At 62.3% G+C, this 12,609-nt stretch carries 11 protein-coding genes; 7 read left to right on the top strand and 4 right to left on the bottom strand.

Annotated elements, in window-relative coordinates; genetic code table 11:
• Positions 1-636 carry a riboflavin synthase gene (locus tag BM438_RS24240; protein ID WP_093639017.1) on the top strand — a complete coding sequence of 212 codons (636 nt, stop codon included), beginning with the start codon at positions 1-3 and terminating at the stop codon, positions 634-636.
• Positions 637-725: 89 nt separating this feature from the next.
• Here the strand turns inward: BM438_RS24240 and ilvD are convergent, their stop codons facing one another.
• Positions 726-2,588 (bottom strand): dihydroxy-acid dehydratase, encoded by a 1,863-nt coding sequence (gene ilvD, locus BM438_RS24235; protein WP_093639014.1) that lies wholly within the window; start codon positions 2,586-2,588, stop codon positions 726-728.
• 203 nt (positions 2,589-2,791) lie between these two features.
• On the opposite strand from ilvD, the gene ribBA reads away from it, so the two are divergent.
• From ribBA to BM438_RS24215, 4 genes are all read left to right on the top strand, one after another.
• Positions 2,792-3,928, top strand: a complete 1,137-nt coding sequence (gene ribBA / locus BM438_RS24230) for a bifunctional 3,4-dihydroxy-2-butanone-4-phosphate synthase/GTP cyclohydrolase II (protein ID WP_054037333.1) — start codon at positions 2,792-2,794, stop codon at positions 3,926-3,928.
• A 50-nt stretch (positions 3,929-3,978) separates the two neighbouring features.
• Positions 3,979-4,485 carry a 6,7-dimethyl-8-ribityllumazine synthase gene (ribH, locus tag BM438_RS24225; RefSeq protein WP_054037335.1) on the top strand — a complete coding sequence of 169 codons (507 nt, stop codon included), beginning with the start codon at positions 3,979-3,981 and terminating at the stop codon, positions 4,483-4,485.
• Positions 4,482-4,916 (top strand): transcription antitermination factor NusB, encoded by a 435-nt coding sequence (nusB, locus tag BM438_RS24220; protein WP_028197808.1) that lies wholly within the window; start codon positions 4,482-4,484, stop codon positions 4,914-4,916. The genes ribH and nusB overlap by 4 nt, the downstream gene beginning before the upstream one ends.
• A 64-nt stretch (positions 4,917-4,980) precedes the next feature.
• Positions 4,981-6,177: a pyridoxal phosphate-dependent aminotransferase gene (locus BM438_RS24215; RefSeq protein ID WP_093639011.1), complete on the top strand. Its 1,197-nt coding sequence runs from the start codon at positions 4,981-4,983 to the stop codon at positions 6,175-6,177.
• 112 nt (positions 6,178-6,289) lie between these two features.
• On the opposite strand, the gene BM438_RS24210 is transcribed toward BM438_RS24215, so the two are convergent.
• The gene (locus BM438_RS24210) at positions 6,290-7,483 is read right to left on the bottom strand and encodes a lytic transglycosylase domain-containing protein (RefSeq protein ID WP_093639008.1); all 1,194 of its coding nucleotides are present in this window, start codon (positions 7,481-7,483) and stop codon (positions 6,290-6,292) included.
• Positions 7,484-8,089: 606 nt separating this feature from the next.
• On the opposite strand from BM438_RS24210, the gene BM438_RS24205 reads away from it, so the two are divergent.
• Entirely contained in the window at positions 8,090-9,658 is a 1,569-nt protein-coding gene (locus BM438_RS24205; RefSeq protein WP_093639005.1) for a UbiD family decarboxylase, read from the top strand.
• Positions 9,659-9,791: 133 nt separating this feature from the next.
• Positions 9,792-10,469, top strand: coding sequence for a LysE family translocator (locus BM438_RS24200; protein ID WP_093639002.1), 678 nt, complete (start codon positions 9,792-9,794; stop codon positions 10,467-10,469).
• Positions 10,470-10,549: 80 nt separating this feature from the next.
• Here the strand turns inward: BM438_RS24200 and BM438_RS24195 are convergent, their stop codons facing one another.
• Complete coding sequence (locus BM438_RS24195) at positions 10,550-11,515, bottom strand: threo-3-hydroxy-L-aspartate ammonia-lyase (protein ID WP_093638999.1); 966 nt, start codon at positions 11,513-11,515, stop codon at positions 10,550-10,552.
• Positions 11,516-11,672: 157 nt separating this feature from the next.
• Positions 11,673-11,975, bottom strand: a complete 303-nt coding sequence (locus tag BM438_RS24190; protein WP_093638996.1) for a hypothetical protein — start codon at positions 11,973-11,975, stop codon at positions 11,673-11,675.
• Positions 11,976-12,609: the final 634 nt, after the last annotated feature.

The raw sequence follows: 12,609 nt of genomic DNA, 5'->3' as shown, positions 1-12,609 counted from the left end.
ATGTTTACAGGAATCGTCGCGGCGGTGGGCCGCATCGAATCAGTCAAACCCCTCGGCACGGATGGCGACGCGGGTGTGCGCCTGAACGTCGAAGCCGGCGGCCTCGATCTCGAAGACGTGCAGCTCGGCGACAGCATCACGATCCAGGGCGCCTGCATGACGGTGGTGGAAAAGACCGCGCATTCGTTCGAAGTGGACGTGTCGCGCGAAAGCCTGAACTGCACAGTCGGTCTCGGCGAGCAGGGTGAAGTGAATCTGGAGAAAGCACTGCGCGCGCACGACCGGCTCGGCGGCCATATCGTCTCCGGTCACGTCGATGGTCTCGGCACGGTCACACGTTTCGCGCCGGTAGGCGAGTCGCACGAACTGCGCGTGCTGGCGCCGCGTGAAATCGGCCGCTATTTGGCTTTCAAAGGCTCGATCACGGTCAACGGCGTGAGCTTGACTGTCAACTCGGTTAACGATCGCGACGACGGCTGCGAATTCTCGATCAACCTGATTCCACACACGGTACAGGTGACGTCGCTGAAGAATCTACGCGAGGGTTCGCAGGTGAATCTGGAGATCGATCTGATCGCGCGGTATGTAGAGCGGATGCTCTCGGCATCGCAGGACGGACAACAGCCTTTGAAGTAATCGGATTGACGGGCGGCGTCCGTTGCGGACGCCGCCCAGCCTCACGGCTCCTATCTCAGCGAGCCGGTCAGCCAAGCTTCAACTACACCTTACTTGCGCTTCAATTGCGAGAGGTCCCGCACGGCGCCACGATCCGCTGAAGTCGCCAGTGCCGCATAGGCCTGCAACGCCTGCGACACCACGCGTTCACGATCCACCGGCATCCACGCCTTATCACCACGAGCCTCCATGGCCTCGCGACGGCGCGCCAATTCGTCGTCTGACACCACCAGATGCATCTTGCGCTTGGGAATGTCGATCTCGATCACATCGCCATCTTCCACCAGACCGATCGTGCCGCCTTCGGCCGCTTCCGGCGACGCATGCCCGATCACGAGCCCTGACGAACCGCCGGAGAAACGGCCATCAGTGAACAGCGCACAGGTCTTGCCCAGGCCCTTGGACTTCAGATACGACGTGGGGTACAGCATTTCCTGCATGCCCGGACCGCCCTTGGGACCTTCGTAACGGATCACGACCACGTCACCCGCTACGACCTTGTCGCCCAGAATGGCGTCGACAGCGTCGTCCTGGCTCTCGAAGACGCGCGCGCGCCCGGAGAAGATCCATTGCGATTCGTCGACACCCGCGGTCTTGACGATGCAGCCCTTCTCCGCGAGGTTGCCGTAGAGCACGGCGAGGCCGCCGTCTTTCGAATACGCGTCCTGCTTGCTGCGGATACAGCCGGTCTTGCGGTCGGTATCCAGCGACGCGAACGTGGCTTCCTGGCTGAACGCGACGGTAGTCGGAATGCCGCCCGGAGCCGCACGGAAGAACTTCTGCGCTTCTTCACCCGCACCACCGGCGACGTCCCATTTGGCGATGGCATTGCCCAGCGTGCCGCTATGCACGTTGCCGCACGACAGGTCCAGCAGATCCGCGCGGGCCAGCTCGCCGAGAATGCCGAGGATGCCGCCGGCACGGTGCACGTCTTCGATATGGTATTTGTCGGTGGCGGGCGCCGCTTTGCACAGGCACGGCACTTTGCGCGAGATGCGGTCGATGTCGGACATCGTGAAATCGACGCCGGCTTCCTGCGCGGCAGCCAGCAGGTGCAGCACGGTATTGGTCGAACCGCCCATGGCCACGTCGAGCGCCATGGCGTTCTCGAATGCCTGCTTGGTGGCGATGCTGCGCGGCAGGACCGACGCGTCTTCTTCCTGATAGTAACGGCGGCACAGGTCCACCACGAGGCGCCCGGCCTGTTCGAACAGGCCCTTACGCCATGCATGCGTGGCGACGATCGTGCCGTTGCCCGGCAACGCGAGACCAATCGCCTCGGTCAGGCAATTCATCGAGTTCGCGGTGAACATGCCCGAGCAGGAACCGCACGTCGGGCAGGCACTGCGCTCGACTTCGGCCACTTCAGCATCGCTGATCTTGGGGTCCGCGGCCTTGATCATCGCGTCGATCAGGTCGATCTTGGCGATCACCTGGCCATCGGTGGGCGATTTGACCTTGCCCGCTTCCATCGGACCGCCGGACACGAACACAACTGGAATGTTCAGGCGCATGGCGGCCATCAGCATGCCCGGGGTGATCTTGTCGCAATTGGAAATGCAGACCATGGCGTCGGCGCAGTGCGCGTTGACCATGTATTCCACCGAGTCGGCGATCAGCTCGCGCGAGGGCAGCGAATACAGCATGCCGCCGTGGCCCATGGCAATGCCGTCGTCCACCGCGATGGTGTTGAATTCCTTGGCCACACCGCCGGCTGCTTCAATTTCCTTCGCGACCAGTGCGCCCAGGTCACGCAGATGTACATGGCCCGGCACGAACTGGGTGAACGAGTTCACCACCGCGATGATCGGCTTGCCGAAATCGTCGTCTTTCATTCCGGTAGCGCGCCACAGGGCGCGGGCGCCGGCCATGTTGCGGCCATGAGTCGATGTGCGTGAGCGATAGTGCGGCATGATCTTTCTCGAACGGGTTTAGCGGGCAAGTTGTTTTCTGGAGGCGGCCTTCGCGGGCGCGGCGAATTATAGCAACGCCGCCCTGTCAAACCGCCGCCGGACAGCCGTAAGTGCCTCGCCAAACGGCCTATGCCATCCGGCCCAGGCGACTTGAGGGCGCGCGTGGCGTAAAATACGCGCTTTCTTCGAAAAACTCCGCCAACATGACGCTCGCCTCCACTCAAGAGATCATTGCCGAACTGAAAGCAGGCCGGATGGTGATCCTCGTCGACGAAGAAGACCGCGAAAACGAGGGCGACCTCGTGATCGCCGCCGAATTCGTCACACCGGAAGCGATCAACTTCATGGCCCGCTACGGCCGCGGCCTGATTTGTCTGACGCTCACGCAGGAACGCTGCAAGCTGCTGAACCTGCCGCTCATGACCTATCGCAACGGCACGCAGTACGGCACGGCGTTCACCGTCAGTATCGAAGCAGCCGAAGGCGTGACCACGGGCATCTCGGCGGCCGACCGTGCCCGCACGATCGCCGTGGCGGTCGCACCGGACACCAAGGCCGAGCACATCGTGCAGCCGGGACACGTGTTCCCGATCATGGCGCAGCCCGGCGGCGTGCTGGTGCGCGCCGGCCATACCGAAGCCGGCTGCGACTTCACCGCGCTGGCAGGCCTCACGCCGGCCGCGGTGATCTGCGAAGTCATTAAAGACGACGGCACGATGGCGCGCCTGCCGGACCTGATGGAATTCGCCAAAGAGCACGATCTGAAGATCGGCACGATCGCGGATCTGATTCATTACCGCAGCCGCACCGAATCGATCGTCGAGCGCATTTGCGAACGCACCATGCAAACCGCGCACGGCGCGTTTCGCGCGGTGATGTATCTCGACCAGCCGAGCGGCCAGCCGCACATCGCGCTGGTGCGCGGCACGCCGAACCCGGAGCAGGAAACGCTGGTGCGCGTGCACGAGCCGCTGTCCATGCTGGACCTGCTCGAAGTCGGCAAATCGACTCACTCGTGGACGCTGGATGCGGCGATGAAAGAGATCGCCGAGCGCGATCTCGGTGTGATCGTGCTGCTGAACTGCGGCGATTCGAAGGAGCATCTGGTCGACGTGTTCAAGGCGTTCGATTCGAAGGAAAAAGCCGAGGCGCTCAAACGCCGGCCGGTCGACTTCAAGACGTACGGCATCGGCGCGCAGATCCTGCGTGAGCTGGGTGTCGGCAAGATGCAGGTGCTGTCGAACCCGCGCAAGCTCGGCAGCATGTCGGGGTACGGCCTGGAAGTCACCGGCTTCGTGCCGATGCCGGGCAGCACCGCACAGGCTCCGCAACAAGGCTGATCCGACCATTCACGCGCTTAAGCGCCAACTCAAAACACTACGGAATTCACATGGAAATCGGACAATACCAACCGAATCTCGACGGCGACGGACTGCGTATCGGCATCGTCCAGGCGCGTTTTAACGAACCCGTCTGCAACGGTCTCGCGGATTCGTGCATCGAAGAACTCGAACGCCTCGGTGTGACCGGCGAAGACGTGCTGCTGGTCACCGTGCCGGGCGCGCTGGAAATCCCGCTGGCGCTGCAAAAGCTCGCCGAAAGCGCGCAATTCGACGCACTGATCGCGCTGGGCGCGGTGATTCGCGGCGAGACGTACCACTTCGAACTGGTATCGAACGAAAGCGGCGCGGGCATCACCCGCATCGGCCTCGACTTCGGCATTCCGGTCGCGAACGCCGTGCTGACCACCGAAAACGACGAACAAGCCGTCGCGCGCATGACCGAGAAGGGTCGTGACGCAGCGCGCGTGGCCGTCGAAATGGCGAACCTCTCGGTCGCGCTCGAGCAGCTCGGCGGTGACGACGAGGAAGAAGACGAAGAAGAGGAAGAGGCATGAAGAGCGCACGCCGACGCTCCCGCGAACTGGCCACGCAGGGGCTTTACCAGTGGCTGCTGTCGGGTTCGCCCGGCGGTGAAATCGACGCGCAACTGCGCGGCGCGCAGGGCTTCGACAAGGCCGACCACGAACATCTGGACGCCATCCTGCACGGCGTGATCCGCGATTCGGAAGCGCTCTCCGCCGATATCGCACCGTGCCTCGACCGCCCGATCGATCAGCTTTCGCCGGTCGAACGCGCCGTGCTGCTGGTCGCCGCGTTCGAACTGAAGAATCACCTCGATATCCCCTATCGCGTGGTCATCAATGAAGCCGTCGAACTCGCCAAGACGTTTGGCGGCGCGGACGGCTATAAGTACGTGAACGGCGTGCTGGACAAGCTGTCAGCGCAATTGCGCGCTGCCGAAACGCAGGCAGCCCGCAAGCATTGAGCTTGAGGCGGGGCGAGCGCGCCATGCGCCGTCCCGCTGTTGCTTCTGAACTGGATTTGATCGTATGAACTCCGTGACCGAACCCTTGGTGCGGCTTGCTGCCCGCGTTGACGCCATCCAGCCTTTCTATGTGATGGAACTGGCCAAGGAAGCTGCGCTACTCGAGCGCGAAGGGCGCGACATCATCCACATGGGAATCGGCGAACCCGATTTCACCGCACCCGAGCCGGTCATCGAAGCGGCCGCGAGCGCCCTGCGCCGCGGCGTTACGCAATACACGAACGCACTTGGCCTGCACGCGCTGCGCGAGGCGATCTCGGCGCATTATGCCGAGTTCTACGGCGTGAGCGTCGATCCCTCGCGGATCGTTGTCACCGCCGGCGCGTCTGCCGCGCTGCTGCTGGCTTGCGCGGCGCTGGTCGATCGCGACGATGAAGTGCTGATGCCCGACCCATGCTACCCGTGCAACCGCCACTTCGTGATAGCTGCGGAAGGCAAGCCGGTGATGGTGCCGAGCGGGCCGGCCGAACGCTTCCAGCTGACCGCTGCCGACGTCGAACGCCTGTGGAACGAACACACCCGCGGCGTGCTGCTGGCGTCGCCGTCTAACCCGACGGGCACGTCGATCGAACCGGCTGAACTCGAACGCATCGTTAAGGCCGTGCGGGCGCGTGGCGGCTTTACGATCGTCGACGAGATCTACCAGGGCCTGAGCTACGACGCGAAGCCCGTCTCGGCGCTCTCGTTCGGTGAAGACGTCATCACCGTCAACAGCTTTTCGAAGTACTTCAACATGACCGGCTGGCGTTTGGGCTGGCTGGTGGTGCCGCCCGGCATGGTCGGCGCGTTCGAAAAGCTCGCGCAGAACCTGTTCATCTGCGCGTCGGCGCTCGCGCAGCATGCGGCGATGGCCTGCTTCGAACCGGAAACGATCGCTATCTACGAAGCGCGCCGCCTCGAATTCAAGCGCCGCCGCGACTTCATTGCGCCGGCGCTCGAATCGCTGGGCTTCTCTGTGCCGGTGATGCCGGACGGCGCGTTCTATGTGTACGCCGATTGCCGCACGGTCGCGCATCCGGCGGCCGGAGACAGCGCGGCGCTCACGAAGGCGATGCTGCACGACGCTGGAGTGGTGCTGGTGCCCGGCATGGACTTCGGTACGCACGCGCCGAAGGACTACATCCGGCTCTCGTATGCCACTGCCCTGCCGAAGCTGGAAGAAGCGGTCGAGAGGCTGGCGAAGCTTTTCGGACGGCAGTGACTGGATAGGGGCATCAGAGTACAAACGCAAGCCACAAAAGAAAAAGGACACCCTCGGGTGTCCTTTTCTGTATCGGCCGCTCTCGTGCCGGGCGAAACAGGTTACATCAACCTCAAGCGCCCAACTCCGAAGCCGATGCCACGTGCTTGGTCGCATTGGAACTGGCATCGTCCTGCTCGGACACCGGCGTCTTCACCGGCGCTGCCGCGCTCAGCGGATGACCTGCGTCGAGCGTCACCTGCACGCGCTTGCCGTTGGTCGATGCCGCTGCAGCCGTCGTCGTCGTGTTCGACGCCGTCAAAACCGGAGCCTGCGGTGCGTTGATCGGCACCTTGCGGCCACGCGCCACATCGCGCAGACGGCCACGCTCGGCCATCACCTTGGCGCCGTAGCCGCCGTCGTCCTGCGAGGTCGAGCCGACGTAGAGACGCAGGCCGCCCGGCAGCGAACCGCCGCGTGCGATGCAATCCTTCAGCACCAGCGCGCCAACCTTGATGTTCGCGACCGGTTCAAGCGCCGCGCTCTGCCCGCCGAAATACTGGAACTTGTCCGAGTGAACCTTGGACATCACCTGCATCAGGCCCTGCGCGCCCACGCCGCTCTCGGCGTACGGGTTGAAGCCCGATTCGATTGCCATCACGGACAGCAGGAGAAGCGGGTCGAGACCGACTTCGCGGCCGGTGTCGAACGCTGCCTTCACGAGCTCGCTAACGGGCTCCTGAGCAACGCGATAGCGCCGCGCCAGGTAAGACGAAACCAGATCCTGCTCGCGGGTCGAAACCAGCACGCGATCGTCGCGTGCATCGGCCGAGACGCGCTGCGCCGGGATCAGCCGTGCCAGCGCGGAAACGCTTTGCATGGTGCGCGGGTCGAGGCCGTTCAGTGCGGCCACGCCCATACCGGACGTGCCGGTGCCGTCGAAGGCGCCGTCATAGCTGGTATTGCTGGCGGTGACGCCGTTGTTGCCATTGTTGCCGTTGTTCGCACCGCTCGCGGTGTCGCTACTTGTCGAATTCGCGGCCAGCGAGTCGTCAGAGGACGCACCAGGGGGCCCGAAAGCCGGCAGCGGGTGGCCCTGCAGCAGACGGGCGGGACCGGCTTGCACAGCGGCGGAAATGACCGGCATCAGCTTGGCGGCAAGGGTGCCGCGCAAAGCTGGCATCAGCCACAGCGTAACGGCCAGCACGACGGCGATTCCGCCGACAATGCTGAACAGGTGATGACTCATTCGCGTGCCGCGACGCAACGCACCACGCACAACTTGCGCAATACGTTCATCGGGACGCCACGATAACCAGGCGTTCATTCAGATCTCCCATGTTGCATGATCCGCGAACTCCGCCAGTAGAACAGGCGGTAACACACATTCGCAGAGTCAAGACATCGCGCGCTCTGTCTGGTTAGGGCAGCAGCGACGTCGGGAAAACGGCAAATACCGTTTGTGGGGAGCCATCTTGAAAAGAGGCCCGCGGCATGCCAAAAAACATGCGGGCGGAGGCTCCCACGCGAAAAACCAGCGTCAACAGGCGCTGGCGAGGACTTCAGTAAGACCGTCAAATACCGTGCAGGGGGTCGGTAAGCGGTGACGCGTTGCGTCTGAAGGGACCGGGGCGGCGGTAAAAACGTTCACGCCCTGCAACCAATGTGGACGGATTTTATGCAGGGTTTTATAGATCGTCAACACTATAGATAGGCAAATGTATAACTAATTGTAATAATGAACAGTGTTCAGTCCGTTAAGAACCGCGCGGTGCGCGCTTCTTGAGCTATCTCAATTAGTCCTCCCGAAGCAGGCCGTTTGGCCAATCTACGTGCGACTGCCAACACAGGTAAAATCGACAATCGTTCTGGCACCGCGAAGCCCTGCCGTGCCCTACCTTTTTGCCGCTTGCGCGGCTCTCTACCGCACCAGATGAAATACAAAGACCTGCGCGATTTCGTCGGCCGTCTCGAAACGATCGGTGAACTGCGCCGCATCTCGCAAAACGTCTCGCCCGTCCTGGAAATGACCGAACTGTGCGACCGCGTCCTCCGCGCCGGCGGTCCCGCGATATTGTTTGAGAGCCAGCAGCAGCATGCGTTTCCGGTGCTCGGCAACCTGTTCGGCACGCCGCGCCGCGTCGCGCTCGGCATGGGTATCGACGCGCAAGCAGGTGAAGGCGATGGCGCCGCGCTGGAGTCGCTGCGCGACGTCGGCCGTCTGCTCTCCGCATTGAAGGAACCGGAGCCACCGAAGGGCCTCAAGGACGCTGGCAAACTGTTCTCGCTCGCGAAGGCGGTGTGGGACATGGCGCCCAAAACAGTGAGCGCGCCGCCCTGCCAGGAAATCGTCTGGGAAGGCAACGACGTCGACCTCGGAAAGCTGCCAATTCAAACCTGCTGGCCGGGCGATGCAGGGCCGCTGATCACATGGGGCCTGACCGTCACAAAAGGCCCGAATAAGAGCCGACAAAATTTAGGCATATATCGCCAGCAACTGATCGGGCGTAACAAACTCATCATGCGCTGGCTCGCGCATCGCGGCGGCGCACTCGATTTCCGCGAGTTCGCGCTGCAGAATCCGGGCAAGCCGTATCCCGTAGCCGTGGTGCTGGGCGCCGACCCGGCGACCATCCTCGGTGCGGTGACGCCGGTGCCCGACACGCTCTCCGAATACCAGTTCGCCGGGCTGCTGCGCGGCGGCCGCACCGAACTCGCGAAGTGCATCACGCCGGGCGTCGACGGTTTGCAGGTGCCCGCGCGCGCGGAAATCGTCCTGGAAGGCTTCATCTATCCGCAGGAAGGCACGCCCTCACCTGCTCCCGCAGGCGCGCCGCCGCGTCCGGCCAAGGGCGCGTCCGCCGCTTACGAACATGCGCTGGAAGGACCCTACGGCGACCACACCGGCTACTACAACGAGCAGGAGTGGTTTCCCGTCTTCACGGTCGAGCGCATCACCATGCGGCGCGACGCGATCTATCACTCCACCTACACCGGCAAACCGCCCGATGAGCCCGCCGTGCTCGGCGTCGCGCTCAACGAAGTGTTCGTGCCGCTGTTGCAGAAGCAGTTCACCGAGATCACCGATTTCTATCTGCCGCCCGAAGGATGCAGCTACCGGATGGCGATCGTGCAGATGAAGAAGAGCTATCCGGGTCACGCCAAGCGCGTGATGTTCGGCGTGTGGAGTTTCCTGCGGCAATTCATGTATACGAAATTCATCGTCGTGGTCGACGAGGACGTGAATATCCGCGACTGGAAGGAAGTGATCTGGGCCATCACCACGCGCATCGATCCGGCGCGCGACACTGTGCTGGTCGATCGCACGCCGATCGACTACCTCGATTTCGCTTCGCCGGTCGCGGGTCTCGGATCGAAGATGGGACTCGACGCCACCAACAAATGGCCCGGCGAAACCGATCGCGAATGGGGCCGCCCGATCGAGATGGACGGCGCGGTCAAAAAACGCATCGACACCTTGTGGAATGAGTTGGGGCTGTAAAAACGGGCCTTGAATCACACAGGTCACACCGTTGAATTCCTGATTCTGTCGGCATCGAAGCGATCCGTTCACCAGCCGGATCGCTCCCGCTTGAACAAGTCTGAATAACAAAACTGATGGAGCAGTTGCGCGGATGCATGCCTTTTCAATGATGTCGGATGGTTTCTTTCTGTCGTTGTCGTTATGTCTGGATATCGGTCTCGTCAACGTCGCGATGATTTCGCTGACGCTGTCGCACGGCTTCAAACCGGGCTTCTGGCTGGGCTTGGGTTCCTGTTTCGGCGATCTCGTTTACGCGGCGCTCGCGCTCGCGGGAATGGCTGCGCTGCTGCAGTTCGAATCGGTACGCTGGGTGGTGTGGATCGGCGGCGCGGCGGTCCTGCTGTTTCTCACATGGAAGATGGCGCGTGAAGCGCTGTTCCCGGCGACGGCGCCTGCAGTTGCCGGCGAAGCGGATGCCAACGCATCGCATCTTTCCCCGTGGCGCGGTTTCTTGCGCGGCGCGTTGCTGGCAATGTCATCGCCGTCAGCGATTCTATGGTTCGCCGCAGTCGGCGGTGCGTTGATTGCGAAAGCCGGCGCCACCAGCGCGACCACTGCACCGGTATTTCTCGGCGGCTTCTTCCTGGGTGGCTTGTGCTGGACGATCTTTATCTGCGGACTCGGTAGCCATGGACGCAAACGCGCCGGCACCGGTTTGCTGCGTGCGTGCCATGTGTTGTCGGCGCTGCTGTTCGCCTACTTCTCATATAGCGTGATCGTGAACGGATATCGCGATCTGATCGTGCAGACCGCACAGGTGGCAAGCTAGAAAAAACGGCTCGCCTTGGCGAGCCGTCTTCCCTCAATTTCAACGTGCGCAGCTCGGCGCAATAACGATCAAGCAGCGTATCAGGCGAGATACTGCGCCAGCTTCGCCAGATCGACGTTGCCGCCGCTCACCACCACACCCACGCGCTTGCCCTTCACCGGCACGATGCCATTGAGCACGGCAGCCGCGGCGAGACAACCCGTCGGCTCGACCACGATCTTCATGCGCTGCGCGAAGAAACGCATGGTCTCGATCAACTGCTCGTCGCTGACCGTTTCGATCTGCGCGACCAGCTTCTGGATGATCGCGAACGTGTAGTCGCCGAGATGCGTGGAAGCAGCGCCGTCGGCAATCGTGCGCGGCGTGTCAATATGCACGATCTCGCCGCGTGCGAGCGATTGCTGGCCGTCGTTGCCCGCTTCGGGTTCGATACCGATGACGGTGCACGCCGGACTCAACGCCGCCGCCGACAGTGCGCTGCCGCCGATCAGTCCACCGCCGCCGAGACAAACGAAGAGCATGTCGAGCGGGCCGGTTTCTTCGATCAATTCCTTCACCGCCGTGCCCTGCCCCGCGATCACATGCGGATGGTCATAAGGCGGAATCAGCGTCATGCCACGCTCTTCGGCGAGCCGCCGGCCGATCTCTTCGCGATTCTCGGTGTAGCGGTCGTAGCTGATCACTTCGCCGCCATAGCCCTTGGTCGCCGCGACTTTGGCGGCGGGCGCGTCGTGCGGCATGATGATCGTGGCGTGAATCCCGGCAAGACGCGCCGACAGTGCGATCGCTTGCGCGTGATTGCCCGACGAGTACGTCAGCACACCCGCTTTACGTTGCTCCGCGTCGAAGTGCGAAATCGCGTTGTAGGCGCCGCGAAACTTGAAAGCGCCCATGCGCTGAAAATTTTCGCACTTGAAGAACACCGACGCGCCCGTGCGCTCGTTGAACGTGCTCGAGGTTAGAACGGGGGTGCGATGAGCGACGCCTTCGAGACGCGCAGCGGCGTCGAGTACGTCGTCGAAAGTGGGAGCGGGAAGCGCTTGCATTGACGAAACTCTCCAGAGCGGTGGCGAAACTGCCATTCTCCCAGCTTCGACGATGCTTTGGTATGTCGCGCGGTATGCCGCAGCAGAAACACAAACGGCGTAACCCGGCGATCAAGCCGGCGTTACGCCGTCAACCCATGCTGTGCTCTGCCCGCGATTAGCGGCGATAGTAGCCGTGGCCGTAATAACCGCGACCGTAGTAACCGTGATGATAATAAGGACGGCCGTAGCCACCGTAATACCCACCCACCACGACTGCCGGCGGCGCGTAGTAGCCCGGCGCATAGACCACAGGCGGAGGCGGCGGAGCGTAATAGACCGGCGGCGGCGCGGCATAAACCGGATACGCGGGCGCAACCGGAATGCCAATACCGATACCGACAGAAACGTGCGCCTCAGCAGCAGTAGCGAACCCCACGCCGAGTGCGGCGGCAACGACAAACGGAACGATCTTTTTCACTTTTATTCTCCTGGCGCGGCCCACTAAGGTCGCCGACTTCGCATGCCTTGCATGCTATGAATTCAATGTATCGAAAAAGACCGTGCATAGATGTTCGCATTTGTTGCAAATTGCAATTGGCGGCAATAGGTCGGAAAGTGCGTCGGCGCGAGGCCGCCAGGACATGCCGCGCAACAGACTGAGAACTAAGGGTTTGCCAGCGGTGAAATGCGCGTGAACCCCCTGCCCTGAGGGTCTTGCGGCTCCCGGTTCTCACTTGTCAGTAATCTTTGATTACAAATTAGCTTCAATCCTGACGGTCCAAATGAAAAATGCCCGGTGCAATCGCACCGGGCATTTCTTACCCATCAGCAGACGGTATTGTCAGCCTACCTTCACATAGGCGAATTCTCGGGAGACGCTGGGCGGAACATACGCGCCACTGATGCGCACGCGTGGCGTCAGGCGCTTTTTCTGATCCCACCAGCGACGGCGCTGTGAGTGCGTCAGGAACCGCAAGTGCTTTCGGTAAGAAAAAATATTCATCGCTACCTCCCGAATCTGACTGCGAGACGAAAAACCCAGAACAGCAACTGCAAAACCGGCTCATGAAGGAAATTGTGAGCAGTTTTCGGACCCGCGGGGCGTGTGTGGC

The organism is Paraburkholderia aspalathi (assembly GCF_900116445.1).
GTDB lineage: Bacteria > Pseudomonadota > Gammaproteobacteria > Burkholderiales > Burkholderiaceae > Paraburkholderia > Paraburkholderia aspalathi.
The sequence above is the reverse complement of the archived record's forward strand: the minus strand, read 5'-3'. Positions and strand labels throughout refer to the sequence as shown.